This is a genomic window from Amycolatopsis sp. NPDC098790, from assembly GCF_044759945.1.
In the GTDB taxonomy this organism is placed as follows: domain Bacteria; phylum Actinomycetota; class Actinomycetes; order Mycobacteriales; family Pseudonocardiaceae; genus Amycolatopsis.
On the sequence record NZ_JBIWAI010000001.1, the window covers coordinates 2,348,572 to 2,373,961 of the forward strand.

Here is a 25,390-nt window from a genome sequence, read left to right on the forward strand (position 1 = left end):
AGGGTCGTTCATGTCGCCGGACGACATGAACGACCCTTTCATCTCATCCGGCGGGTGCGAAGTGCCTGACCGACCGTTCGGCCACCCCAAAAGACTTGCGCCACAAGGGAACCGTGGGTGAGCGGGCGATGACCACCTGTCCGCGCTAGGCCGTCCGGAGTATCCGGATTCCTACGTTGGTTGTGCTCCAACCAGGTGGTCCCGACGACCGTCACACATTTGCAACACCGCAGTCCTGTGATCACCTTCACCGCCCCCGCTAGCGTGCGTCTCACCTTTCGGACAGACGGAGATGGAGGGGACATGCGTCGTTCGCGCAGGCTCTGGGGACCCACGGTGGTGATGACCTCGCTGGCGCTCGCGCTCACCGCGTGCGGTGGCGGCTCGGGCAGCTCCGCGGGCGCCGGCGAGACGGACCCGGACGGCACGGTCAGCGTCTACGGCACCGAGCCGCAGAACGCGCTGGTCCCGACCAACATCAACGACCTCGGCGGCACCAAGGCGCTCCAGCCGATGTTCGCCACGCTGGTCGGCTTCAAGGGCGCGGACGCCAAGCCGTTCAACCTGATGGCGGACTCGATCACCACGACCGACTCCAAGGTCTACGACATCAAGATCAAGCAGGGCTGGAAGTTCCACGACGGCACCGAGGTGAAGGCGCACAACTTCATCGACGCCTGGAACTACGGTGCCTACGCGCCGAACGGCCAGCTCAACACGGACTTCTTCTCGAACATCCAGGGCTACGCCGACGTGCACCCCGCGGACGAGAACGCCAAGCCGGCCACGGACAAGATGTCGGGCCTGGTCGCCAAGGGCGACTACGAGTTCCAGGTGACGCTGACCTCGCCGTTCTCGGTGTTCGACATCAAGATCGGCTACCAGGCGTTCGCGCCGCTGCCCGACTCGTTCTTCAAGGACCCCAAGGCCTTCGAGCAGCACCCGATCGGCAACGGCCCGCTGAAGTTCGTCTCGCGGACGCCGAACCAGGACATCAAGCTCACCCGCAACGACGACTACAAGGGTGAGGACAAGGTCCACTTCAAAAACCTCGACATCAAGATCTACTCCAGCCAGGAGACCGCCTACCAGGACCTGCTGAGCGGGCGGCTCGACTTCATGGAGGCGCTGCCGCCGTCGGCGGTCGCGGGCGGCAAGTACAAGGCCGACCTCGGCGACCGGCTCGTCACCGGCCACCTGCTCGGCGTCAGCACCATCGCCGTGCCGTACTACGTGCCGGGCTACGACAACCTCGAGCTGCGCAAGGCGATCTCGATGTCGATCGACCGCGCGCAGATCACCAAGACCGTCATGAACGACACCTACGTGCCGCTCGACGGGTACGTCGCCCAGGGCATCACCGGTGCGCGCTCCGGCGTCTGCCAGTTCTGCAAGTTCGACCCGGCGGCGGCCAAGGAAGCCTTCGCGAAGTCCGGCTTCAAGGGCAAGCTGACCATCGCGTCCAACGCGGACGGCGGCCGCAAGGAACCGCTGGTCGCGGCGTGCAACAGCATCAAGAACACCCTCGGCGTCGAGTGCGACTTCGTGCCGGCCACCGACTTCGGCCAGTGGCGCAGCATCGTCACCGGCAAGAAGCTGACCGGCATGGGCCGCTCGGACTGGTCGGCGGACTACCCGTCCATCGAGGACTTCCTCAACCCGATCTACAAGACCGGCGGCTCCTCGAACGACTCGTCGTACTCGAACCCGCAGGTCGACGCGCTCCTCGCGCAGGCGGACGCCACCGCCGACAAGGACGCCGCGGTCAAGCTGTACCAGCAGGCCGAGGACCTGATCGCGAAGGACCTGCCGTCGATCCCGACGTGGGACGAGAAGGGCGTCGCGGCGAAGTCGAAGAACCTCAAGTCCGCGGCGCTGGACTTCCGCCGCATGCCGGACTACCCGTCCATCGAGGTCCTGAAGAAGTGACGCGCTGACCGACCGCACCCACCACACGCCGTCGTGAGCGGGAAACAGGGTTAGAACACTGTTTCCCGCTCACGACGGCCGGCGCGCACTAGGAACGTCATGACCCGTTATGTCCTGCGACGGCTGCTCCAGCTGATCCCCGTTTTCTTCGGCACCACCTTCCTCATCTACGTCCTCGTCTGGGCCGTGCCCGGCGACCCGTTCTCCGGCAAGTGCGGCCAGACCGCCTGCCCGCAGGCGTACATCGCCCAGATGACGGAGAAGTTCCACCTCGACGACAACCTCTTCGTCCAGTACTTCAAGTACCTCGGGAGCCTGTTCACCGGCGACTGGGGCGAAACCTTCAACGGCACCTCGGTCGGCGAGCTGATCGCCACGTCGTACCCGATCACGTTGCGCCTGGCCGTGATCGCCGTGGTCATCGAGGCCCTCATCGGGCTCACCGCCGGCGTGCTGACCGGCCTGCGCGGCAAGGGTTTCCTCGACAACCTGGTCCTCGTCTCGACGACGTTCCTGATCTCGCTGCCGGTGTTCGTCACGGCGATCGTGCTGCAGCTCGCGCTGGGCAGCAACGGGCTCGGCCTGATCGAGGCCAGCGTCTCCGACGACCCGAGTGTCGGCGAGCTCATCGTGCCCGGCATCGCGCTCGGCAGCCTGTCCATGGCCTACGTGGCCCGGCTGGCGAGAACGAGCATCGCCGAAAACCGCCGCGCCGACTACGTCCGGACGGCGATCGCGAAGGGCCAGCCGCAGAGCCGCGTCGTCGGCGTCCACCTGCTGCGCAACTCGGTGATCCCGGTGCTCACGTTCCTCGGCACCGACCTCGGTGCCCTGATGGGCGGCGCGATCGTCACCGAAGGCGTGTTCAACATCAACGGCCTCGGCGGGCTCATCTTCCGCGGCATCCAGAACCGGGAGAGCGCGACCGTCGTCGGCGTCGTCGTCCTGCTGGTGCTGGTGTACCTGCTGATGAGCCTGATCGTCGACCTGCTGTACGCCGTTCTCGACCCGAGGATCCGCTATGACTGACCCGAACCTGGTGGGCGGCGGCGGTGCCGACGCGGCCGAGCTGTCCCGCATCGACGACTCCGGCACCGGCCCGCAGAAGCCCCGCAGCCTGTGGAGCGACGCGTGGCGCCAGCTGCGGCGCAAGCCGGCCTTCGTCGCGTCGGCCGTGATCATCCTGGTCATCGTGCTGATCGCGATCGCGCCCGGCCTGTTCAGCTCGCGGGAAGCGGGGTTCAGCGACCTCACCCACGCCAACGAAGGCCCGTCCGCGGACGCCTGGTTCGGCTACGACAACCAGGGTTACGACGTCTACGCGCGCACCATCTACGGCGCCCGCGCGTCCCTGCTGGTCGGGGTGTTCGCGACCCTGCTGACCGTCCTCTTCGGATCGCTCATCGGCATCTTCGCCGGCTACTACGGGCGGTTCGTCGACAGCGTCCTGTCGCGCTTCGGCGACATCTTCGCGGGCCTGCCGTTCGTGCTCGGCGCGATCGTCATCCTGACGACGTTCAACGCGCCGGGCTCGAACCCCGGCGCGGTCACCATCATCGTCCAGGTGGTCTGCTCCATCGCCGTGCTGAGCTGGCCGGTGGCCATGCGCATCATGCGGTCGGCGACGCTGGTGGCCAAGCAGCTCGACTACGTCAAGGCCGCGCGCGGTCTCGGCGCGAGCACCCCGCGGATCATCTTCCGGCACCTGCTGCCGAACACCCTCGCGCCGGTGCTGGTGTACGCCACCATCGCGCTCGGCGCGTTCATCGGCGCCGAGGCGACGCTCGCCTACCTCGGCATCGGCGTGCGCCCGCCGGTGATCTCGTGGGGCGTGATGATCAGCGACTCGCGGGACTACTTCCGGGTGGACCCGCACATGCTGCTGTTCCCCGGCGCCTTCGTCACCCTGACCGTGCTGGCCTTCGTGATGCTGGGTGACGGCATCCGCGACGCGCTCGATCCGAAGTCGAGGTAGATCCCCTTGTCCGACAACGAACTCCTGCTCGAAGTAGAGGATCTGCACGTCGAGTTCCGCACCTCCGACGGCGTGGCCAACGTGCTCAACGGCGTCGGCTATTCGGTGCACGCCGGCGAAACCCTGGCCGTGCTGGGCGAATCCGGGTCCGGGAAGAGCGTCACCGCCCAGACGGTGATGGGGATCCTCGACATGCCACCGGGCGTGATCACCGCCGGTGCCGTCCGCTGGCGCGGCGAGGACCTGCTCACCGCGTCCGACGAACGCCGTCGCGAAGTCCGTGGCAGCGAGATCGCGATGATCTTCCAGGACGCCCTCTCCGCGCTGAACCCCGTGTTCACCGTGGGCTTCCAGATCGAAGAACAGCTGCGCGTCCGGCTCGGCATGTCCAAAAAGGACGCGCGCAAGCGCGCGATCGAGCTGCTCGACATCGTCCGCATCCCGGCCGCCGAGCGGCGGATCAAGGACTACCCGCACCAGTTCTCCGGCGGCATGCGCCAGCGCGCGATGATCGCGATGTCCCTGGCCCTCGACCCGGACCTGCTCATCGCCGACGAGCCGACCACCGCGCTCGACGTCACCGTCCAGGCCCAGATCATGGACCTCCTGGCCGAGATCCAGGCCGAACGCAAGATGGGGCTCGTGCTCATCACACACGACCTCGGCGTGGTCGCCGAGGTCGCCGACCGGATCGCGGTGATGTACGCGGGCCGGATCGTCGAACAGGCCGACGTCGTCGAGCTGTTCCGCGCGCCGGCCCACCCGTACACCGCCGCGCTGATGGACTCCCTGCCCCGGCTCGACCTCAAAGGACAGACGCTGGAAACCATCAAGGGCCTGCCGCCGAGCCTCCTGGACATCCCGCCGGGCTGCCCGTTCCACCCGCGGTGCAAGCGGGCGGAAGCGCGGTGCAGCGAGGAAGTCCCGCCGCCGCACGGCATCGGCTTCGGCCGGACCAGCGCGTGCCACTTCGCCGAAGAGGTGGTGAACTCCCGTGCCTGAACCCATTCTGTCCGTCGCGGAACTCCAGAAGTACTTCCCGGTGCGCACCGGCGTCCTGTTCAAGCGCACGATCGGCCAGGTCAAGGCCGTCGACGGCGTCTCGTTCGACCTCATGCCGGGCGAGACGCTCGGCGTTGTCGGCGAGTCCGGCTGCGGCAAGTCCACTTTGGCCCAGGTGCTGATGCGTCTCGAAGAACCCACCGGTGGCACGGCGAAGTTCGAAGGCCGCGACATCTTTTCCATGCGTGGCAACGAGCTGCGCAAGCTGCGGCGCGAGATCCAGATCGTGCTGCAGGACCCGTACACGTCGCTGAACCCGCGGATGACCGTCGGCGACATCGTCGGCGAGCCCTTCGAGATCCACTCCGAGGTGGCGCCGAAGGGGTCGCGCGCGACGAAGGTGCAGGAGCTGCTGGAGGTCGTCGGCCTCAACCCCGAGCACCTCAACCGCTACCCGCACCAGTTCTCCGGCGGGCAGCGCCAGCGCATCGGCATCGCGCGGGCATTGGCGTTGCGGCCCAAGGTGATCATCTGCGACGAGCCCGTGTCCGCATTGGACGTCTCGATCCAGGCGCAGGTGATGAACCTGCTCGGCGACCTGCAGACCGAGTTCGGGCTGTCGTACGTGTTCATCGCGCACGACCTGTCCGTGGTGCGGCACCTGTCCAACCGGGTCGCGGTGATGTACCTCGGCAAGATCGTCGAGATCGGGACGGACGAAGAGATCTACGAACGACCGTCCCACCCGTACACCCAGGCGCTGCTGTCGGCGGTGCCGGTGGCCGACCCGGCCGTGCGCGGGCAGCGGCAGGTGATCCGGCTGACCGGCGACGTGCCGAGCCCCCTGGATCCCCCGTCCGGGTGCCGGTTCCGCACGCGCTGCTGGAAGGCGCAGGACAAGTGCGCCACCGAAGTCCCGGAGCTGGTGCCCAGGACGGACGGCCACTTGTCAGCTTGTCACTTCGCGGAGCAGAAGTCGGTTGTTCCATAACGTACGTTTGGCCGTTGTACGCGCAATGTCCGGTCTATACGGTGCAGGAACCGCTTTCCCGAGGAGGAGAATCGTGAAGAGACCCAGGCTTCTCGCCGCGGCCGTGGCCGTCCCGCTGTTCGGGGCGATCTCGGCCGTCGCGGTCCCGGTCGCGTCGGCGCAGCCCGCGCTGTCCGGCCCGGCGACCGAGTTCACCGTGCTCGCCAAGGACGTCCGGAGCATCGGCGCGACCCAGCAGGCCATCAAGGCCGCCGGCGGCACCGTGCTGGAGACCAACACCGCCGTCGGTCTCATCAAGGCCAGCGCCCCGGCCACCGGGTTCACCGAGCGCGTCTCGGCGAACCGGGCCGTGTTCGGCGCGGCCAAGTCGCAGGTCATCGGCTCGCTGCCGAAGAACGGCAAGAAGGTCAAGAACGACAACGTCGAAAAGGAAGGCCGCCGCACCGCGTCTTCGGCGAAGAAGGCCGCCGCGGTCGGGATGGACCCGCTGGACGATCAGCTCTGGGGCCTCAAGTCCGTCCGCTCCGACCTCTCGCGCACCAAGCAGGCGGGCAGCAAGCAGGTCAAGGTCGGCGTCATCGACACCGGCATCGACGGCACGCACCCGGACATCGCGCCGAACTTCGACGCGGCCGACTCGCGCAACTTCACCAAGGACATCCCGTTCGACGCCAACGGTGTCGAGGTCGACGGCGCGTGCGAGTTCCGCGGCTGCGTCGACCCGGTGAACCACGACGACGGCGGCCACGGCACGCACGTCGCCGGCACCATCGCCGCCGCGGCCAACGGCTTCGGCGTCTCGGGCGTCGCGCCGAACGTGACGCTGGTGAACATCCGCGCCGGCCAGGACTCGGGCTACTTCTTCCTGCAGCCGACCGTCGACGCGCTGACCTACGCCGGCGACGCGGGCATCGACGTCGTCAACATGTCGTTCTACACCGACCCGTGGCTGTACAACTGCGCGGCGAACCCGGCCGACTCGGCCGCCGAGCAGGCCGAGCAGCGCACGATCATCGAGGCGACCCAGCGCGCGCTGAACTACGCGCACCGCAAGGGCGTCACGATGGTGGTCGCGCTGGGCAACCAGCACACCGACCTCGGCGCGCCGCAGCCGGACACCACGAGCCCGGACTACCCGGCCAACTCGACGCACCCGCGCACGATCGACAACGCCTCGTGCCTGAACCTGCCGGTCGAGGGCAACCACACGATCGGCGTCGGCGCGTTCGGGCCGTCGCAGGCGAAGGCGGACTACTCGAACTACGGCACCGAGCAGATCTCGGTTTCCGGGCCGGGCGGCTACTTCCGCGACGGATTCGGCACGCCGTGGTTCCGCACGCTCGAGAACGAGATCCTCTCGACGTACCCGAAGAACGTGGGTGTGGCCGCCGGCAACATCGACGCGAACGGCAACGTGACCCCGGACGGCGTCGAACTGGGCATCCAGAAGGCGACGGCGGCCGACGGCCGGGTCGGCTACTACCAGTGGCTGCAGGGCACGTCGATGGCGACGCCGCACGCGACGGGCGTCTCGGCGCTCATCGTTTCGCAGTACGGCAAGAAGTCCCACGGCGAGTTCGGCCTGGACCCGGACAAGGTCCAGCGCGTGCTCGAGGGCACGGCGTCGGAGATCGCGTGCCCGGTCCCGCGCACGGTGGACTACGTGGACGAGGGCCGCGGCCCGGAGTTCACGGCGACGTGCGTGGGAGACCCGTCGTTCAACGGCTTCTACGGGAACGGCGCGGTGGACGCGTACGCGGCGGTGACGCGCGGTTCGCAGTACTTGAAGTAGGGATTCCGCAACGGACGGCCCACCTCCAGCCGGGGGTGGGCCGTTCGGCGTGCGAGGGTGCTTTCCCGCCGCCGAACGGTTCTTCGGGCGCGCCTGAGCAACCTTTCCCGGACCTCGCGCGTGTCCGACGGGACGAGGGGGAGGTTTCGGGTGGACGTGCGTGAACCGGCGCTGCCGGTCGGTCCGTGGTTGCCGGGGGAGCCGACGGCCGGGGAGGTGGCCGCCGCGCGGGCGTGGCTCGCCCGGCGGGGGGTGCGGGTGTGGCTGCCGACCCGGCTGCTCTCGCTGAGGCTCGGCTCCCGGGAGTGGGCCGCCCGGACGGTGTCGCCGTGGTTCGGGGCCGGCTACGTCCTCGTGCTCTTCGTGAGCAGCATCCTGCGGGAGGTGCCCGGCCGGCTGGGGCTGCTCTTCATCGCGTTCGCCGTCGTGCTGGCGATCCGCTCGCGGGAGGGCCGTCGCCGGGAAGAGGTCGCCGAGCGCTGGGCGGGCACCGGCACCCCGCCCGCACCGCGGGACGCCGTGCGGCAGCTGGGCGGGTGGTTCCTGACCGCCACCGCGATCACCTTCGCCGGGGGCGCTGCCCTGTGCGCGGCGATGATCGTGCTCGCCCCGGGCGTCGACGCCTTCGCCCAGACCGCCGCGCTGGCCGCGGGTGCCGGAGTCACCGTCGCGGTCGTCGGGCGGATCCTGCGGGCCCCGGTCATCGCGGAGGACGCCGCCTCGCGGGCGGTCGACGCCCTGCTCCGGGCCCACGACGCCTACCGCCACGCACCGTCGGCGGTGTTCGCCATCGCGGCGCTGCCCGTGACGATGGGTGCCGGGCTGCCCGGCTGGCTCGAGTGGACGGCGGTCGCGTACGCCGTGGTGGCACTGGGCACGCAGCTGACCGGCTGGCTGGTGACGCGCCGCCGCGAGCTGCCGCCGGGCTTCTACGGCCGGTAAACCTCACCGGTGCTTCGCGCGTGTACGACGGGACAGGGGGAGGCCCGATGTTGGTGCTGACGGCGGAAGAGCGAGCGGCGTCGAGGTGGCTGAAGCGGCACGGCGTGACCGTGGCCGAGCCCGCGACGCTGCTGACCGCGCGGCTGAGTCCGCGCGGCGGCAAGGGCGTGCCGGAGGCGTTCGTCCCGGTGGCCGTCGTGACGGTGGTGAACTGCGTCGCCCTCTTCGGCTACCCGCTCCTGCGGCTCCTGCCCGGGGTGGAGGGAGCCGACCTGCCGGCCGGCTGGGCCGTGACGTTCGGGGCCGCGCTCTTCCTGACGGCGATGTGGCTCCACCGGCGCGCCGGCGACCGCCGGGCGGCGCTGCAGCTGGGGACCCGGCGCCTGGACCGGCCGCGGCCGCCGTGGCACGAGGTGGTCGGCGGCTGGTACGTGACGTCGCTGGTGGTCACCTTCGGCGGGGGCGCCGCCCTCGGCGTCGCGCCGGCGGCCGCCGGTTCGTTGTGGGGTGTCTTCTGGCTCGGCCTGCTCGCGATCGGCGCCGTCGTGAACGCGGTGATCCTGACCGGGGTGATCCGCCGGCCCGTCCTCGCCGAGGACGAAGGTTCGCTGGCGGTCGACGTCGTGACGCGGCTGGAGGACGTCCGCCTGGCCCTGCCGTCGTTGTTCGCGGCGCCGGTGGTCGTCGACCTCGTCGCCGAGAACCCGCCGGGCAGGCCGTGGCTCATCGGTTACGTCGTGCTGGCGGTCGCGACCAACGTCGTCGCGCTGTTCGCCCAGCGCGCCCGGACGCCCGCGTTGCCCGCGGAGGGCTGCTACGGGGTGCCGGCGTGAGCCGCGCGGCCGAGCGCGCGACGGCGTTGCGCTGGCTGGCGAGCCGCGGACAGCGCGTCGCGGCACCGACGCCGTTCATCGACGCGCTGCTGGCCACGCGCCACCTGAGGGGCCGCAGCTTCGGGTGGCTGCTGGTGTTCGGCGTGCCGGTGTTCTTCGGCGCGGTCGCCTTCATGGACTTCTTCGGCGCGTACACGAGCACGGCGGTGTACTTCGGCTGCCTGGTCGTCCAGCTGACGCTGTGGCGGTCCGTCCGGTCCGCGCAGAGGCAGCTGGCTCGGCACGTCCAGCCGTGGCCGGGCCCGGCCGCCCGCCCCGGCGGCTGGTTCGTCGCGGCGGGCGCACTGGCCTACGGCGGCGGCGCGGCGCTCGCGCTCTCCCTGGTGGCGACGGCACCGGCGTTCGCCACCGGCCGGCTGGTCCTGGTCGGCGTCTTCGCGCTCTGCGGCGTCGTGATCGTGACGAGCGTCCTGCGCCCCGGTGCTCGCCGTGGACGACGCATCGGCCGCGGTCTACCGGGGGCTGCAGGCGGAGAACGTCCACGTGGCGTCGCCGGCCCTGGTCGCGGTCCCGCCGGTGCTGGACGTGGTCACCGAGTCCCCGCTGCCGCGCGCGTACGCGCCGCTCCTGGTGGCGTACGCGGTGGTGGTCGTCGCCGCCGAGCTGGTCGCGTACGTCCGGGGCCGCCGCCCGCTTCCCCCCGGCCACTACGGCGACCCGCTGCCGCGGGGGTCCGAGGCCGGCCGGGCGCCCTCGGACCCCCGCTGACCTCAGCGGTTCGAAGCCTTCTTGACGAACTTCGCGAGGTCCTTCGACTGCTGCAGCCGCGTCGGCTCGTGGACGTACATCATGTGCCCCGCCGGGTAGTACGCCGTGTCGATGTTGTCGCGCAGCTCCTCCGGGATCTGCAGGTGGGCCAGCACGTGTTCGGCCGCGTAGTAGGCCGTCGCGCCGTCGTAGTGGCCGAACGCCACGTGGACCCGCAGGTGCGGGTTCGCGCGCATCGCCGCGCTCACCGAGTCGGCCACCGACACCGAGCGGCCCTCGAAGTCCGAGTACGACCACGCCTTGAACGTGTCCTCGTGGATGAGCTCGTACGGCAGGTCGTTCTCGTACCCGAGTTCGGCCCGCACATAGTGGTTGAACGACGCCGCGTACGCGCCGATCACCCGGGAGATCGACGGGTCGTCGCTCATGTGCTCGCGGCCGCCGTCCGGCTCCCACGTCGTGAACCGGCCGTCCATCCGGCCGACCGTCAGGCCGCGGTCGCGCAGCAGCTCGGTGAAGAACCGCACGTGCTCGATCCGCAGGTTCACCCGGTCCACATAGGACTCGGTGAGCCCGGTCAGCGACGCCAGCGTGGCGACCGCCTCGGCGCGGTCCTGAGTGGACAGCCGCGCGCCGCGCGAAAGCACGTACGGCAGGTCCTTCGAGGCGAAGTCCTCCGCGTCGGCGAGGACGTCGTCGAGCGGGCGCTCGCCGTGCAGGCCGTGGTAGTGCGCGATGGCCGCGTACGTCGGCACGTACAGCGAGTACGGCAGGTCGTTGCCCTCGGTGAACCGCAGCGTGCCGAGGTCGAGCACCGACGAGATCAGCAGCAGGCCGTTGAGGTAGAGCCCGTGCCGCTCCTGCAGGTGCGCGGCCAGCCCGGCGGCGCGCAGCGTGCCGTAGGACTCGCCGGCCAGGAACTTCGGCGACAGCCAGCGCTGGTGGCGCGACACCCAGAGCCGGATGACCTCGCCGACCGACTCGATGTCGCCCTTGAAGCTGTGGAAGTCCTTGGTCTCGCCGCCCTCGGACGCGCGCGAGTACCCGGTCGACACCGGGTCGATGAAGACGAGGTCGCTGTGCGCGAGCAGCGTCTCGGGGTTGTCGGCCAGCCCGTACGGCGGCGGCACGAGGTCGTCGACGTCGCCGGAGAGCACCCGCCGCGGCCCCAGCAGGCCCATGTGGAGCCAGATGCTCGACGAGCCGGGGCCGCCGTTGAAGGCGAACGTCACCGGCCGCGTGCCCGGGTCGGCGTCGTCGAGGGTGTAGGAGGTGATGAACACCTCCGCCTTCGCCTTGAGGCCCTCGGACTTGCCGTCCTTGACGATCTCCTTGCGGAGCACGATCCGGCCCGCCTTCGCCGTGTACGCGAGCTTCTTGCGCTTCACGGTGAGCGTGTGCTGGGTCGTGACGATGTCGTCGGTCGGCTCGGCCGGGATCTCCGTCGTCTTCTCCGCGGCCTGCTTCTCGGGGGCCTCTTCGGGGGTCGTGTCCGCCATGGCCCCAACCTAGTTGTGGCAGGGTGACTCGGTGCACACCGGGGACTGGCCGAAGACGGCCGTGGAGGCGCTTGCCGTGCAGGAGCGCCGGCGAGGCAGCGTCGACCTGACCGACGACGGCCCCGAGCTGCCGCCGACGGTGACCGGCCTCGACGTCGCCTACGGCGAAGACGACGTCATCGCCGCCGCGGTCGTCACGCTGGAGACCGCCGGGCTGACGGTCGTCGAGGAGCGGACGCACCGCGCGAAGGCCGCCTTCCCGTACGAGCCCGGCCTGTTCGCCTTCCGCGAGCTGCCGCCGCTGCTGGCCGCGCTCGAGCGCCTGGAGCGCGAGCCGGACGTCCTGGTCTGCGACGGCCACGGCCTCGCGCACCCGCGCCGCTTCGGCTTGGCCTGCCACCTCGGCGTGCTCACCGGGCTGCGCGCCTTCGGCGTCGGCAAGACGCGCTTCGTCGGCTCGTACGATCCTCTGGCCGAGCCGCGCGGCTCGTCGGAGCCGCTGGTCGACGCCGGGGAAGAGGTGGGTGCGGTGCTGCGGACCCAGGACGGCGTCAAGCCGGTGTTCGTCTCGGCCGGCCACCGGATCGGCCTGGCCCACGCGTGCCGGCTCACCCTGGCGCTGACCCCGCGGTACCGCCTCCCCGAGACGACGCGGCAGGCCGACCGGCTCTCCCGGGCGGCGCTGAAATGAGGACGTTGGCCCAGCTCGACGCGGCCGTAGCCGGGTGCCGCGCGTGCCCGCGGCTGGTGACCTGGCGCGAGGGCGTCGCCGGCACCAAAGCGGCGTTCCGCGGCGAGGAGTACTGGGCCCGCCCGGTGCCCGGTTTCGGGCCGCCGGACGCCTCCCTCGCCGTCGTCGGCCTGGCGCCCTCGGCCCACGGCGCGAACCGCACCGGCCGGATGTTCACCGGCGACCCCTCCGGCGACTTCCTCTTCCGGGTGCTGCACGAGGTCGGGCTCGCGTCGCAACCGACGTCCGAGCGGCTCGGCGACGGCCTGGAGCTGTACGGCACGCGGCTCGTCTCGCCGGTGCGCTGCGCCCCGCCGGAGAACAAGCCGACGCCGGCCGAGCGCGACACGTGCCGTCCGTGGCTCGCCGAGGAGCTCACGCTGTTACGTCCGACACTGCGCTCGATCGTGGTGCTCGGGGCGTTCGGCTGGCAGGCGTTACTGCCCGTGCTCGCCGCGGCCGGTTGGCCGGTGCCGCAGCCGCGTCCGGCGTTCGCCCACGGCGCGGTTCTGGAGCTGGGCGACCTGCGTGTTTTCGGCTGTTACCACGTCTCGCCGCGCAATGTCCAGACTCACCGCGTGACCCACGCCATGGTGGCGGACGTCTTCCGTGCCGCGACCTCGGTGACGGGGGACGACTGAATCGTTACGGAAACCGCAGCGACGCTGGTCACAGCGAGATGGGGTCCCCGAGCGAGGCGCCCGCGAAGGTGTCACCATGAGGACATGGCTGCTGCGAAGTCGAAGTCGGAACCGACTCGGATCCTCGTCCTCGGTGGTGGGTACGTCGGGCTCTACACGGCGTACGGCCTCCAGAAGATGCTCCGGGCCAACGAGGCCTCCGTGACCGTCGTTGACCCGCAGCCCCACATGACCTACGCGCCGTTCCTCCCGGAGGCCGCGGCCGGCGCGATCGAGCCCCGGCACGTGGTCGTGCCGCTGCGGCGGGTGCTGAAGCGCTGCCACGTGCTGACCGCGCGCGTCACCAAGATCGAGAACGACAAGAAGTCCGTCACGGTCGAGGCCGCCGACGGCCACATCGAGCAGCTGGGCTACGACGTCCTGGTCGTCGCGCTCGGCGCCGTCGCGCGCATCCTCCCGATCCCGGGCCTGGTCGAGGAGGGCATCGCCTTCAAGACCATCGGCGAGGCCATCTACCTGCGCAACCACATCATGACCAAGCTCGACGAGGCGGCCAGCACGCTCGACCCCGAGCTGCGCAAGCGCCTGCTGACGTTCACCGTCGTCGGCGGCGGGTTCGCCGGCATCGAGGCGCTGGCCGAGCTCGAGGACATGACCCGGTTCGCGGTGGAGAACTACTACCCGAACATCAAGGTGTCCGACGTCCGCTGGGTGCTCGTCGAGGCCGCCGGGCGGATCCTGCCCGAGGTCCGCGAGACCCTCGGTGTGTACACGGTCGAGCAGCTGGAGAAGCGCGGCATCGAGGTGTACCTGTCGACGGCGGCGAAGTCGTTCGAGAACGGCCACGTCGTGCTTTCGGACGGCACGGAGTTCGACACCGACACGCTGATCTGGACGGCCGGCGTGAAGGCCAACCCGGTGCTGGCCAACTCGGACCTGCCGCTGGACAAGCGCGGCCGCCTCGAGGCGACCGCGGCGATGCAGGTCGTGGGGCACCCGGAGGTGTGGACCGCGGGCGACAACGCGGCGATCCCGGACCTCTCGCGCACGGAAGAGGACCCGACGGCGACCTGCCCGCCGAACGCGCAGCACGCGGTCCGCCAGGCGACGCTGCTGGCGAAGAACATCATCAAGGTCCTGCGCGGCGGCAAGCCGAAGGACTACTACCACAAGAACCTCGGCGCGGTGGCCAGCCTCGGCCTGCACAAGGGCGTCGCGGACGCGCTGAACCTGAAGATCAAGGGCTTCCCGGCGTGGCTCTTCCACCGCGCGTACCACCTCAAGGCGATGCCGACGTGGAACCGCAAGATCCGCATCCTGTTCGACTGGATCCTGGGCGGGCTGTTCCGGCGTGAGGTGATCTCGCTGGGCCAGATCAACAACCCGAAGGACGAGTTCGCGCGCGTCTCGAAGTCCTGACGTTCTTTTTCGAAAGCCCCCGGCCCCCTAGTGGCTGGGGGTTTTCGTCGTTTTCGGGGCTATTGCAGGGAAATGACCGGCTGTGTGCCGGTGAGCGACATGGTCTGGACAACTGGGCCGGTGAGCGGGTAAACCCTTTCTTCACAACGCGGAATAAGTCCGCTCCGGCTCCTCTCCCCACGGTCCCCCTTGGAGCTCTGCCATGTCCTTTTCCCGTACCAAAGCAGCACTCGTGGCGGCGTTGCCCGTCGTCGCCGCGCTTGCGCTGACCCCGTCCACCGCCGCCGCGGCGGGTGGCGCTTTCCCCGCCCACTACGCGGCGCCGTACCTGCAGATCAGCGACGCCGACGCCGGCCAGATGGCCGCCGACATGAACGCGACCGGCACGAAGTTCTACACGCTGGCGTTCCTCACCCCGCAGTCCGGCTGCACGCCGGTCTGGGAGGCGAACGGCACCGGCGTCGGCTCGTTCAAGACGCAGATCAGCGCCCTGCAGGCGGCGGGCGGCAACGTGATCCCGTCGTTCGGCGGCGCGGAGGGCGGTGAACTGGCCCAGACGTGCACGAACACGGCGAGCCTGACCGCGGCGTACGCCAACGTCGTGAACACGTACGGCACACCCCGCCTCGACTTCGACATCGAGGGCGGCGTCCTGAACGACACGGCGTCCAACCAGCGCCGCAACTCGGCACTGGCGGCGCTGCAGCAGCAGAACCCGGCGGTCCAGGTCGACTACACGCTGGCGGTCGACCCGACGGGTATTCCGGGCAACGAGCTCGACCTCCTGCGCGACGCGAAGAACAAGGGCGTCAAGGTCAGCGTGGTCAACCTGATGGTGATGGACTTCTACGACGGCCAGCCGGTCCTGGGCGACGCCCTGTCGGCGGCCCGGGCATCGGCATCGCAGCTGGCGAGCCTGTACGGCATCTCGACCTCGGCGGCGTACGCGATGATGGGCCTGACGCCGATCGCGGGCCGCAACGACGACGGCGCCCAGTTCAGCCAATCGGACGCCCAGCAGTTGGAGACGTTCGCGGCGCAGAACGGCGTGGCGGAGCTGTCGTTCTGGGAACTCCAGGACTACGACCGCGCGACGGGTTACGCGTACTCGAGGATCTTCAACGCGATCACAGGCGGCACGACCACCCCACCGCCTTCGTCCGGCGGAACGATCACGGGCTACGGCGGCAAGTGCGTGGACGTGGCGGGAGCATCATCGGCGAACGGCACGACGGTGGACCTGTACACGTGCAACGGGACGAACGCCCAGCAGTGGAGTTCGGCTTCGGGCACGTTGAGGGCACTGGGCAAGTGCCTGGACGTGAACGCGGCGGGCACGGCGAACGGGACGAAGGTGCAGCTGTACGACTGCAACGGAACGGGCGCCCAGCAGTGGACGCACAGCGGAAACCAGCTGCTGAACCCGGCATCGGGCAAGTGCCTGGACGCGACAGGCCCGAGTTCGGCGGACGGAACACCGCTGCAGATCTGGACCTGCACGGGGGCTGCGAACCAGTCCTGGACGCTGAACTGAGTCCACAGTAGACCCGGTGGTGGCCGGCCTGATGACGGCGGTGTCGAACGCGGCGGCGTAGTCCTGCGCGTTCAGGTCGGCGGAGGTCGCCTAGAGTGTGCGGTGCCCCCGTAGCCCAATCGGCAGAGGCAGTCGACTTAAAATCGATTCAGTGCGGGTTCGAGTCCCGTCGGGGGCACCACACGCTGGTCATCGAGGCCACGTACCACCTCTTGCGCGAAGCCGGCCAAAAGCCGGCCCGCCTCGGCCCGTGACCACGGGTGTCGTCGGTCGCGGGTCGGACGGCGTCGGTTTTCAGGCGGCTTGGCGGAGTCAGTCGACGGTGTCGAGGCGCTGGGATTGGTTGAGGCGCTGGGCTTCGTGGAGCTGGTCTTCGAGGGTGACGATGCGGCAGGCGGCGTCGATGGCGGTGCCCTGGTCAACGAGCTCGCGCACGCGGGCGGCCAGGCGCAGCTGGTGCCGGGAGTAGCGGCGGTGCCCGCCGGCGGAGCGTTGCGGCGTGATCAGCCCGGCTTCGTCGAGGCTGCGCAGGAAGCCTTGCGTCGTGCCGAGCATGTCCGCGGCCCGGCCCATGGTGTAGCCGGGGTAGTGCTCGTCGTCGAACTTGCCGGCCCCGCTGGGCGTGGCCGGTCCGTCTTGATCAGGAATCATTCCACCTCCGCGTCAAAGGACCCCGGGTGCCGTACACGGCACCCGGGGTCCTCAAAGGTTGGGTTACACCATTGTCAACCGGCGCGACCGCCGGCGTCCTGCACCCGCGTCCGGCCGAAAGCCGGGTTCCGCGGGGATCGCTCATTCGTGACCGAGCACCACCTCCGAACTCGATGGGACTGCGGCACCCGCGCGGCGCTACACAGCCGCTGCGGGCGATCCAATGATGGTTCCCTTCCCTTCTTTCCTGTGTTTTCCACTTGCTGGGTACTGCTACTTCGACTACAGGTAGTGCACTTGCTGCGGACGTCACCGACGGGAACCCTTCCACTGATCGGTCCCAGCACGCTGACGCCGCTGGTCACTGCCCGGAGCCCTGTTCACCGATCGGCCCCGGCCACCTGACCGGTCCTGCTTCTGCACTGCCAACTTCCGCTCCGGACCGGTACTACGTGGCCGAACCTCTGCACCACCCGGTCCTGGAGTACTGCTCCCGGTCACCAGCCGGAACCTTGTTCCTTGATCGGCTCCGCGCTGCCTGACCGCCTTGTCTCACCTCGCGGGCAGTTACGTCCTCTCCCGCGCCTGCTTGACGTTGTCTCTCTCGGTACGAACAGAACACTACACACACCCGCCGTCGTATGTCTACTCCGGCCACCTTAGATTTTCTCCGGCGCGTCGGAAGCGGCGAGGGAAAGGGGCGCACGATGATGAGCGACGAGGGCGTGCAGGATCCGCTGGGTGAGCGATACGGCCTCGTCGAGGTGCAAGACCTGGGCGAATACGCCGAAGCGCTGAGCCGGGTGCTGGAGCGCGGCCGCCGGGAACGGTGTGTGGCCCTGCTGTCGGAGGCGGAGGCCTACGCGGCGGCGGAGCTGCTCGGGCAGTTCGCGCAGCTGAACCCGCTGGGCGCGTTGAACCAGCTCGCCGCGTCCCTGGCCAGCCGGCTTTACAGCCACCTCGGCGCCTGACCGTTCCGTCGTGGTTCGCGGCCACCGCCTGCGGGACGGGCCCGGCTCGAGCGCCGCCGGCCGATTGGGCTGGGCGGAGCGGGAATGGCGCCGGGCAGACGGTTACCACAGCCGGCTGCTCGGCTCGGACGTCGGCGAAGCTCGGGTGCGCGACGAGCTGCGGAACCCGCCGGGCTGACCAGGACCCGGCTACGCCGTCGCGTGCACCGTCACCGGGAACTTCGACGGCCCGCGCAAGTTGATCCGACCGTTCCACTCCAGCTCGCCCGCGAAGCCCAGCTCAGGGAACCGCTGCACCAACCGGCTCACCGCGACCTGGCCCTCCAACCGCGCCAACGCCGCGCCCAGGCAGTGGTGCGGCCCCGCGCCGAACGACACCTGGTGGCGCGCTTCCGGGCGGTCCAGCCGCAACTCCGATGCGTCCGGGCCGAAGAACCTCTCGTCGCGGTTCGCCGAGCCCAAGCACGCCAACACGAATGTCCCCGCCGGGATCTCGCGGCCCGCCACCGTGTACGGCGACGTCGTGATCCGGCGCGTCTGCTGGACCGGGGAATCGAACCGCAGGAACTCCTCCACCGCGTTCGCCGCCAGGTCCGGCCGGGAACGCAGCAACGTCAGCTGGGCGGGGTTCCGCAGCAACGCGTTGACGCCGTTCGCGATCAGGTTGACCGTTGTTTCGTGGCCCGCCACGTACAGCAGCACCACCTGGGCCACCAGCTCGTCGCCGTCCAGGACCTGGCCGTCGTGTTCCGCCGCGATCAGCGCCGTCAGCAGGTCCTCGGCCGGGTTGGCGCGCTTCCAGGCGATCACTTCGCGGGTGATCGCCGTCAGCTCCGCGTCCGCCGCCGCGATCGCTCGGGCCGTCTCCTCGTCCGCGACTATCTCCAACGAACGGACCAGCGTGCCGCTCAGCTCGCGGATGCGGGAATGGTCGGTCGGGGGCATGCCCAGCATTTCGGAGATCACCGCGAACGGGAGCGGGAACGCCAGCTCCTCGACCAGGTCGCAGGTCCCCTTCTCGGCCATGCGGTCCAGCGCCGCGTCCACCAGGCCGATGATCTTCGGTTCCAGGGCCGCGATCGCGCGGCGGGTGAACACCTTCGTCACCAGGGACCGCAGGCGCGTGTGGTCGGGCGGGTCGCGGTCGAGCATCGACCGGTTGAGCGCGCCCGCGTCCTCGTCGGCGGCGAAGAACTCGAACGGGGATTCCGCCAGGTTGGCGACGTCCACCGACAACCCCGCCCGCAGCAGCGCCGAGACGTCTTCGTAGCGCGAGACGAACCAGAACCCCAGCGGGTGGTCCTGCACCGGGTCTTCGTCGCGCAGCAGCTGGTACTGCTCGTACGGGTTCTCGAAGAACCCGGGCGCGAACGGGTTGAAGAGCAGCTCGTCGGTGTTCGTCATGGCGTGACCCCCGTACCTACACCGCGTCGGTGACATACACAGTGTATGTCCTATGCTTTGCGCATGTCGACTGTCAAGAGCCGGCGGGAGCAGTACTCCGAGGCCACCCGGGCCGCTCTGCTGGCCGCGGCCACCCGCCGGTTCGCCGAAGACGGCTTCGCCGGCACGGCCCTGGAAGACATCGCCGCCGACATCCAGGCCACGCGCGGCGCGATCTACCACCACTTCGCCAGCAAGACCGCGTTGTTCGAGGCCGTTTTCGAGCAGCTCGAGACCGGCGCGATGGAACTGTCCGCGAACGCGGCGGCACAAGCGGCGGACCCCTGGGCGGCGGCCTTCGCGGCCCTCGACGTCTTCCTCGACCGCTGCTGCGACCCCGTGTACGGCAAGCTCGTCTGGCAGGAGGCGCCGCTCGCGCTCGGCTGGGTGCGCTGGCACGCGGCCGAGGAGCAGTACGCCTACGGGCTCGTGGAACAGCTGATCAAGGCCCTGGTCGACGGCGGTGACATCGACGACCAGCCGCTGGAGACCACGACCCGGCTGGTGTTCGGCATGCTCGGCACGGCCGGGATGGCGCTGGCCGAGGCGTCCGATGTGGACAAACCGCGGCTGAAGGCGGAGTACGCGGCGGTCATCGGGCGAATGGCCGCCGGGTTACGACCCGCTGTTGCCTGAAAGTTCATTTCCGACGACCGTTTTGGGCAATTCTCCACCCCATTCGAGATAACCGGGACACCCTGCGTAGCGCGTGTGAGGTCCGTGTAGGCTCCGGTTTCGCTTGACCGGGTGATCGCTCACCCGAATCAGTGGCCGTCTGCGGGGGTACGCGGCCGCTCTGTCGCGGTTCGGGCTCGGATAGGAGATTTATGCAGGTCAGGTCCACTCTCGTGCGCGGCGGGATCGCGGCTGTCGCCGCGGCCGCCGCCGTCATGATCAGCTCGCCGGCCGCCCTCGCCGACGACGGTGCCGCTCACGGCCGCGTCGTTTCGGACAAGCAGGGCAACGCCCAGGGTGCCATCGGCTACCGGATCAAGTTCGACAACGCCGGCGATCAGACCACGGTGCTTTTCGACATGAAGCTGGCCAACGGCAGCACGCTGAAGCTCTACTGCGTGCAGATCACCGTCGGCCTGCGCACCGACGTCGACATGATCGAGCGCCCGTGGAACAAGTACCCGGTGCCGGGCCCGTTCCAGACCAACAGCGACAAGATCAACTGGGTGCTGCACCACGGCTACCCGGGCGTCAGCCGCGACGGCCTCGCCGCCGCGCTGGCGAAGCAGGACGTCAAGGTGCACGACGGCATCTCCGAGTTCGAGGCGATCGGCGCGACCCAGGCGGCCGTGTGGCACTTCAGCGACGGCCGGAACATCGACCGCAACCACCCGCTGGCCGAGGACGACCCGAAGGACCCGAAGCGCCCGGAGTCGGCGGCCGACACCCTCGCGCTGTACGACTACCTGACCGGTGACCTGAACAAGGGCATCGGCGAGCAGCCGAAGCCGACCCTGAACATCGCCGCGGACAAGACCGAAGGCACCGCCGGCGGCAAGATCGGCCCGTTCAGCGTCGCCACCAGCGGGGACATCACCTCGCTGACCAGCCAGCTGCCCGAGGGCGTCAAGATCACCGACGCCGACGGCAAGGAGCTGAAGAACTCCGACGTCAAGGACGGCAGCAAGCTGTACGTCGACGTCCCGGCGGGCACCAAGGCGGGCAAGGGCGGCTTCACGCTCAAGGCCACCGGCGAGCTGGACACCGGCCGCCTGTTCGTCGCCGAGAACTACGCCAAGCAGCCGGCGCAGTCGCTGATCGTCGCCGACTCGGAGAAGACCGAGGTGACCGCGAACGCGGCCGCCAGCTGGACCGAAGCCGGCGCCCCGACCACCGCGCCGAGCACCCCGGCCGGCTCGAACGGCGGGGGCGGCGACCTGGCCAACACCGGTGTCGACGCCGCGGTTCCGTTCACCGTCGGCGGGCTGCTGCTCGGCGGCGGCGCGCTGATGCTGCTGGTGAACCGCCGGCGCAGCCGCGCGTAAGCGCCAAGCACCGAAACGGGGCCGGTCCACTGTGGACCGGCCCCGTTTTCGTGTCCGGATACCGACCATCGGATTGCGATCATCGGGGCAAACCGGGCGAATCGCCTGGTAATTGGTCTAGACTTTTCGGCATGCGTGGGACGACCGTTCCGCCCGGCACGCCCTGCCCGGCCCCGCGGGCGGGGGAGCTCCCGATGCACCGGCTGGAGGTGCCCGCCCCGCACGCGCCGCCGTTCGCGATCGGCACGTTCGACGAGATCGGGCCGCTGTCGCGCGCGGAGTTCCCGCACCGGCACACCTTCCACGAGCTCGTCCACGTCACCGGCGGCACCGGCGCGCACGTCGTCGACCTCGCGCGCCGGCCGCTGCGGCCGCCGCACCTGGGCGTCATCGCGCCCGGGCAGGTGCACCAGTGGGCCGGCGTGCGCGGCCTGACCGGTCACGTCGTCGTGTTCACCGACGACTTCCTCCTCGACCACCCGGCCGACCGCGACCTGCTGCGGCGGCTGAGCGAACAGCCGTGGCCGCGGCTGGACGAGCACGCCGACGCCGTCGTCACGCGCCTGATCGCCGATCTGGTGGAGGAACACCGCCACGGTGAGGAGTCGGTGCTGCGGGCGCTGCTGCACGTCCTGGTCGCGCGCGCCGGGCGGTTCGCGGGGACGTCCGCGCCGAAACCCGCCGGCGCGGTGGCCGCGGAGTTCACCCGGCTCGCCGGCCGGCCCGACCTCGGGCTGTGGTCGGTGGCCGCGCACGCCGAACGCATCGGCGTCACGCCCGGGCACCTCACCGAGGCCGTGAAGGCGGCGACCGGACGGACCGCCGCGCAGCTCCTGCGCGAGGCGCGGACCCGGGAGGCGCAGCGGTTCCTGCTCCGCACGGACCTCACCGTGCGGCAGGTCGCGAGCCGTGTCGGGTTCGCCGACCCGGCGTACTTCTGCCGGTTCTTCCGCCGCGAGACCGGGCTCAGCCCCGGCGACTTCCGCCGTGACGCGGGAAATCACCACGACTGACCGGTCCAGTCCATCGTCGCGTACCCGGTGCGCTGCCTACGTTCGAGGGGATCCCCCGACGCCCCCACGAGGAGCAGGCATGGACGAAGACAGCAAGCTCAGCCGCAAGACGGTGCTGCGCGCCGCGCTGGCGGCGGGCGTCGCCGCGCCGGTCGCGCTGATCGGCGGCCCCGCGCTCGCCCGCACCACCGTCGCCGGCGGCCAGGTCCCGGAACTGACCCCGGCGTGCCACGACGGCGACGAGCCGACCGTCGAGCAGACCGAAGGCCCCTACTTCAAGCCGAACTCGCCGGAACGGACCGACCTGGTCACGCCGGGCACCCCGGGCACTCGCCTTACAGTGTCAGGTTACGTCTTCGGACGCGCCTGCCTGCCGATCAATCGCGCGCTGCTGGACTTCTGGCAGGCCGACGTCAACGGCGCGTACGACAACACCGGCTACACCTTCCGCGGTCACCAGTACACCGACGCCCAGGGCGCGTTCCGGCTCTCGACGATCGTGCCCGGCCTCTACCCCGGCCGCACCCGGCACATCCACGTCAAGGTCCAGGCGCCGGGCCGGCCGATCCTGACCACGCAGCTCTACTTCCCGAACGAGCCGCGCAACAACACCGACACGATCTTCGACGCGCGGCTGCTGATGACCGTGCGGGACAACGGCTCCGCGAAGGAAGGCGCCTTCGACTTCGTGCTGAACGTCCCGCAGACGCCGACGTCGACGTCGAACCCGCCGACGTCGAACCCGCCGACCTCCACCCCGCCCGGGGGCACCACCTGGGCGGCGGGCACCAGCTACGCCGCCGGCGCCCGCGTCACCTACGGCGGCCAGGGTTACGTGTGCCTGCAGGGGCACACCGCCCAGCCGGGCTGGGAACCCCCGGCCGTCCCCGCGCTGTGGCGGGCCGGGTGACCCGCTGAGGAGGGAGGGAACGGGCGGGCCCGGTCTGCACCCCGGGCCCGCCCGGCTTTCCGCACGATCGGCGTCGCGCCGGCCCCGACCGGCCTGCGACATTCGCGGCATGACGGATTCGCAACCGTGGCTGCGGCGCTTCCACCCGGCGGCGCCCGGCGCGCCGCGGCTCGTGCTGTTCCCGCACGCCGGCGGGTCGGCGAGCAGCTTCCACGCGGTTTCGGCGGCGCTGGCCCCCGCGGCCGACGTGCTGGCCGTGCAGTACCCGGGCCGGCAGGACCGCCACGCCGAACCCCTGGTGGACGACCTGCTCGTGCTCGTCGACCGGCTGGCCGGCGTGCTCGCCGCCGAGGTCGCCGGGCCGGTGGTGTTCTTCGGGCACAGCATGGGCGCGAGCCTGGCGTTCGAGGTCGCACGCCGGCTCGGACCCCGGGTGCGCGGCTTGGTCGTGTCCGCGCGCCGGGCCCCGTCGGCACCCCGGGCGGCGCGGGTCCACGAGGGGGGAGACGACGCGCTGCTCGCCGAAGTCCGGCGGCTGGGCGGCACCGACACGCGCGTGCTGGAGCACCCCGAGCTGGTCCGCCTGGTGCTGCCGGTGCTGCGCAACGACTACCGGGCCGCGGAGACCTACCGCTACCGGCCCGGCCCCGACGTGAGCTGCCCGGTCGTCGCGCTCGTCGGCGACCGCGACCCCAAGGTGACGGAGGCCGAAGCCCGGCAGTGGGCGGTGCACACGACCGGCGGATTCGAGCTGAAGTCGTTCCCGGGCGGGCACTTCTACGTCGACGACCACCGCGCGGCGGTGGCCGCTCTGCTGCACGAGCGGCTCACCCGCTGGACGGGTGAGCCGCTCGCGTCAGGTCAGCAGTAGAGGTTGGCGCCGGGGTCGACGCCGAGGATCGACGTGATCTGGCGGTACTTGTCGACGCGGCTCTGCACCTGGGCGGGGTTGCCGCCGTTGCACTCGATCGAGCCGTTGATGCTGCGGATGGTCTCGCCGAAGCCGCGGCCGTTGACCATGGCGTTGTGCGGGGTCATCGTGCCGGGGCCGCTCTGGGTGTTCCAGTACCAGAGACCGGTCTTCCACGCGACGGCCGCGTTCTGCTCGACCTGCCAGGGGTTGCCGAGCAGGTCGATGCCGAGGGCGTCGCCGGCGGCCTTGTAGTTGAAGTTCCAGCTCAGCTGGATCGGGCCGCGGCCGTAGTAGGCGGCCTGGCCGGCGGGGCAGCCGTAGGGCTGGCCGTAGTCGCAGTAGTGCGGGTAGTTGGCCGTGTTCTGCTCGACGATGTAGACGAGCCCGCCGGTCTCGTGGTTGACGTTCGCGAGGAACGCGGCGGCTTCCTGCTTCTTGACCGTGTCGCTTCCGGTGTTCGCGAAGCCGGGGTAGGCCGACAGGGCCGCGGTCAGGCCGCTGTAGGTGTAGAAGGAGTTGCGGCCGGGGAAGATCTGGTTGAACTGCGCTTCGCTGACGACGAACGCGCCGGGGTTGCCCGGGTTGCCGGGGTCCGTGCCGCCGCCGCAGGTGAAGGGCTCCCAGTACCAGGTGCTGATGACGGGGTCGTAGCCCGGGTTGGCGTTCTTGGCGCGGTAGTAGCCGCCGTTGGTGTACTTGACGACCGCGCCGACGTCGTACCACTGGCCGGCCACCCAGTTCGGGTAGCTGCAGGTGGTTCCACCGCCGCCGTCGCAGCTGTAGGGCTCCCAGTACCAGGTGCTGATGATCGGGTCGTAGCCCGGGTTGGCGTTCTTGGCGCGGTAGTAGCCGCCGTTGGTGTACTTGACGACCGCGCCCACGTCGTACCACTGCCCGGCGACCCAGTTGGGCGCGCTGCAGGCGGCGGCCGCGGCTTGCGGGGCCTGGCCGGTGGCGGCGGGCACGCCGAACACGAGCCCGGCGACGGCGGCGAAAGCGGAGAGGATCGCGGCAAGACGTCTTCTCAAGACTGGCTCACTCCTTCGGCCACGACGGAGTCCGGACGCGGGGGCGCCCGGTGTCGGAGGGGGGTGTGCTCATCCGGCCGAGACGAGGGTGACACCGGTCACTAGAACAGATTGGTCTAGTCCAGTCAAGGATTCTGGCGGGTCGGGCAACGGGTGTGCGCGAACGACTCCGGAGTTGAACCGGTTGTGGAGGGGTTTCTGAACGCCGGGTTGGGGCCGCGTCGGCGGGTGCGCTCAGCCGGTGGGGACGGCGCCGTGGTGGGTGTTTTGGGCGGCCGCAGGTACCGCGCCGGCCGGGGTTCGGCCGAGTTGCGGGGGACGGGCCGCCGCCCGGCGGGGATCGTTCGGCCGACCGGGCTATCGCCGGACGGAGGTTGCTTCGGCGGGTTCGCTTGGCTGGCTGAGC

25 protein-coding genes and 1 tRNA gene are annotated in these 25,390 nt (G+C 70.2%); 21 read left to right on the forward strand and 5 right to left on the reverse strand.

Translation table 11 applies throughout. The annotated features are described in order from the left end of the window. Positions 1 to 303: 303 nt before the first annotated feature. The 8 genes from ACIQWX_RS11825 to ACIQWX_RS11860 all read left to right on the forward strand — a co-directional run bounded on the left by ACIQWX_RS11825 (position 304) and on the right by ACIQWX_RS11860 (position 9,464). A complete protein-coding gene (locus ACIQWX_RS11825; RefSeq protein WP_400868475.1) occupies positions 304 to 1,929 on the forward strand; it encodes an ABC transporter substrate-binding protein in 1,626 nt (541 codons plus the stop codon). Between the two features lie 99 nt (positions 1,930 to 2,028). Continuing rightward, complete coding sequence (locus ACIQWX_RS11830) at positions 2,029 to 2,958, forward strand: ABC transporter permease (RefSeq protein WP_400868477.1); 930 nt, start codon at positions 2,029 to 2,031, stop codon at positions 2,956 to 2,958. Next, positions 2,951 to 3,904 carry an ABC transporter permease gene (locus tag ACIQWX_RS11835; protein ID WP_400868479.1) on the forward strand — a complete coding sequence of 318 codons (954 nt, stop codon included), beginning with the start codon at positions 2,951 to 2,953 and terminating at the stop codon, positions 3,902 to 3,904. The genes ACIQWX_RS11830 and ACIQWX_RS11835 overlap by 8 nt, the downstream gene beginning before the upstream one ends. Positions 3,905 to 3,910: 6 nt before the next feature. Further along, complete coding sequence (locus ACIQWX_RS11840; protein ID WP_400868481.1) at positions 3,911 to 4,906, forward strand: ABC transporter ATP-binding protein; 996 nt, start codon at positions 3,911 to 3,913, stop codon at positions 4,904 to 4,906. Beyond that, complete coding sequence (locus ACIQWX_RS11845; protein ID WP_400868483.1) at positions 4,899 to 5,897, forward strand: ABC transporter ATP-binding protein; 999 nt, start codon at positions 4,899 to 4,901, stop codon at positions 5,895 to 5,897. Before ACIQWX_RS11840 ends, ACIQWX_RS11845 begins: the two co-directional genes overlap by 8 nt. 73 nt (positions 5,898 to 5,970) lie before the next feature. After that, positions 5,971 to 7,689 (forward strand): S8 family serine peptidase, encoded by a 1,719-nt coding sequence (locus ACIQWX_RS11850; RefSeq protein WP_400868485.1) that lies wholly within the window; start codon positions 5,971 to 5,973, stop codon positions 7,687 to 7,689. Between the two features lie 150 nt (positions 7,690 to 7,839). Beyond that, positions 7,840 to 8,631 (forward strand): hypothetical protein, encoded by a 792-nt coding sequence (locus ACIQWX_RS11855; protein ID WP_400868487.1) that lies wholly within the window; start codon positions 7,840 to 7,842, stop codon positions 8,629 to 8,631. A gap of 47 nt (positions 8,632 to 8,678) precedes the next feature. Beyond that, positions 8,679 to 9,464: a hypothetical protein gene (locus ACIQWX_RS11860; protein WP_400868489.1), complete on the forward strand. Its 786-nt coding sequence runs from the start codon at positions 8,679 to 8,681 to the stop codon at positions 9,462 to 9,464. Between the two features lie 349 nt (positions 9,465 to 9,813). On the opposite strand, the gene ACIQWX_RS11865 is transcribed toward ACIQWX_RS11860, so the two are convergent. Further along, positions 9,814 to 9,966, reverse strand: coding sequence for a hypothetical protein (locus ACIQWX_RS11865; protein ID WP_400868491.1), 153 nt, complete (start codon positions 9,964 to 9,966; stop codon positions 9,814 to 9,816). On the opposite strand from ACIQWX_RS11865, the gene ACIQWX_RS11870 reads away from it, so the two are divergent. Then, entirely contained in the window at positions 9,954 to 10,232 is a 279-nt protein-coding gene (locus tag ACIQWX_RS11870; RefSeq protein WP_400868493.1) for a hypothetical protein, read from the forward strand. The genes ACIQWX_RS11865 and ACIQWX_RS11870 overlap by 13 nt on opposite strands. Positions 10,233 to 10,234: 2 nt before the next feature. Here the strand turns inward: ACIQWX_RS11870 and ACIQWX_RS11875 are convergent, their stop codons facing one another. Next, a complete protein-coding gene (locus ACIQWX_RS11875) occupies positions 10,235 to 11,731 on the reverse strand; it encodes a S10 family peptidase (RefSeq protein WP_400868495.1) in 1,497 nt (498 codons plus the stop codon). A 31-nt stretch (positions 11,732 to 11,762) separates the two neighbouring features. Between ACIQWX_RS11875 and ACIQWX_RS11880 the strand changes: the two genes are divergently transcribed. The 5 genes from ACIQWX_RS11880 (at position 11,763) to ACIQWX_RS11900 (ending at position 16,236) form a co-directional block, all read left to right on the forward strand. Next, on the forward strand, positions 11,763 to 12,422 hold the full coding sequence (locus ACIQWX_RS11880; protein ID WP_400868497.1) for an endonuclease V: 660 nt from the start codon (positions 11,763 to 11,765) through the stop codon (positions 12,420 to 12,422). Beyond that, positions 12,419 to 13,102 (forward strand): uracil-DNA glycosylase, encoded by a 684-nt coding sequence (locus ACIQWX_RS11885; RefSeq protein WP_400868499.1) that lies wholly within the window; start codon positions 12,419 to 12,421, stop codon positions 13,100 to 13,102. The genes ACIQWX_RS11880 and ACIQWX_RS11885 overlap by 4 nt, the downstream gene beginning before the upstream one ends. An 84-nt stretch (positions 13,103 to 13,186) precedes the next feature. Next, complete coding sequence (locus ACIQWX_RS11890; protein ID WP_400868501.1) at positions 13,187 to 14,521, forward strand: NAD(P)/FAD-dependent oxidoreductase; 1,335 nt, start codon at positions 13,187 to 13,189, stop codon at positions 14,519 to 14,521. Positions 14,522 to 14,723: 202 nt separating this feature from the next. Further along, complete coding sequence (locus ACIQWX_RS11895) at positions 14,724 to 16,055, forward strand: ricin-type beta-trefoil lectin domain protein (protein WP_400868503.1); 1,332 nt, start codon at positions 14,724 to 14,726, stop codon at positions 16,053 to 16,055. A gap of 104 nt (positions 16,056 to 16,159) precedes the next feature. Beyond that, positions 16,160 to 16,236: transfer RNA gene (locus ACIQWX_RS11900), tRNA-Leu, on the forward strand. Positions 16,237 to 16,367: 131 nt separating this feature from the next. Here the strand turns inward: ACIQWX_RS11900 and ACIQWX_RS11905 are convergent. Next, a complete protein-coding gene (locus ACIQWX_RS11905; protein WP_400868505.1) occupies positions 16,368 to 16,706 on the reverse strand; it encodes a MerR family transcriptional regulator in 339 nt (112 codons plus the stop codon). A 710-nt stretch (positions 16,707 to 17,416) separates the two neighbouring features. Between ACIQWX_RS11905 and ACIQWX_RS11910 the strand changes: the two genes are divergently transcribed. Then, a complete protein-coding gene (locus ACIQWX_RS11910) occupies positions 17,417 to 17,677 on the forward strand; it encodes a hypothetical protein (RefSeq protein WP_400869553.1) in 261 nt (86 codons plus the stop codon). A gap of 10 nt (positions 17,678 to 17,687) precedes the next feature. Continuing rightward, positions 17,688 to 17,855 carry a hypothetical protein gene (locus ACIQWX_RS11915; protein ID WP_400868507.1) on the forward strand — a complete coding sequence of 56 codons (168 nt, stop codon included), beginning with the start codon at positions 17,688 to 17,690 and terminating at the stop codon, positions 17,853 to 17,855. An 11-nt stretch (positions 17,856 to 17,866) separates the two neighbouring features. Here ACIQWX_RS11915 and ACIQWX_RS11920 read toward each other — a convergent pair whose 3' ends face one another. Next, positions 17,867 to 19,081: a cytochrome P450 gene (locus ACIQWX_RS11920; RefSeq protein WP_400868509.1), complete on the reverse strand. Its 1,215-nt coding sequence runs from the start codon at positions 19,079 to 19,081 to the stop codon at positions 17,867 to 17,869. Positions 19,082 to 19,144: 63 nt separating this feature from the next. On the opposite strand from ACIQWX_RS11920, the gene ACIQWX_RS11925 reads away from it, so the two are divergent. The 5 genes from ACIQWX_RS11925 to ACIQWX_RS11945 all read left to right on the forward strand — a co-directional run bounded on the left by ACIQWX_RS11925 (position 19,145) and on the right by ACIQWX_RS11945 (position 23,914). Further along, on the forward strand, positions 19,145 to 19,756 hold the full coding sequence (locus tag ACIQWX_RS11925; RefSeq protein WP_400868511.1) for a TetR family transcriptional regulator: 612 nt from the start codon (positions 19,145 to 19,147) through the stop codon (positions 19,754 to 19,756). Positions 19,757 to 19,947: 191 nt separating this feature from the next. Continuing rightward, a complete protein-coding gene (locus tag ACIQWX_RS11930; RefSeq protein ID WP_400868513.1) occupies positions 19,948 to 21,120 on the forward strand; it encodes a thioester domain-containing protein in 1,173 nt (390 codons plus the stop codon). A gap of 131 nt (positions 21,121 to 21,251) precedes the next feature. Further along, the gene (locus tag ACIQWX_RS11935; RefSeq protein ID WP_400868515.1) at positions 21,252 to 22,133 is read left to right on the forward strand and encodes an AraC family transcriptional regulator; all 882 of its coding nucleotides are present in this window, start codon (positions 21,252 to 21,254) and stop codon (positions 22,131 to 22,133) included. A gap of 79 nt (positions 22,134 to 22,212) precedes the next feature. Further along, a complete protein-coding gene (locus ACIQWX_RS11940; protein WP_400868517.1) occupies positions 22,213 to 23,043 on the forward strand; it encodes a carbohydrate-binding protein in 831 nt (276 codons plus the stop codon). Positions 23,044 to 23,152: 109 nt separating this feature from the next. Continuing rightward, on the forward strand, positions 23,153 to 23,914 hold the full coding sequence (locus ACIQWX_RS11945; protein ID WP_400868519.1) for a thioesterase II family protein: 762 nt from the start codon (positions 23,153 to 23,155) through the stop codon (positions 23,912 to 23,914). Here the strand turns inward: ACIQWX_RS11945 and ACIQWX_RS11950 are convergent. After that, positions 23,905 to 24,930, reverse strand: a complete 1,026-nt coding sequence (locus tag ACIQWX_RS11950; RefSeq protein WP_400869556.1) for a chitinase — start codon at positions 24,928 to 24,930, stop codon at positions 23,905 to 23,907. The genes ACIQWX_RS11945 and ACIQWX_RS11950 overlap by 10 nt on opposite strands. Positions 24,931 to 25,390 lie beyond the last annotated feature (460 nt).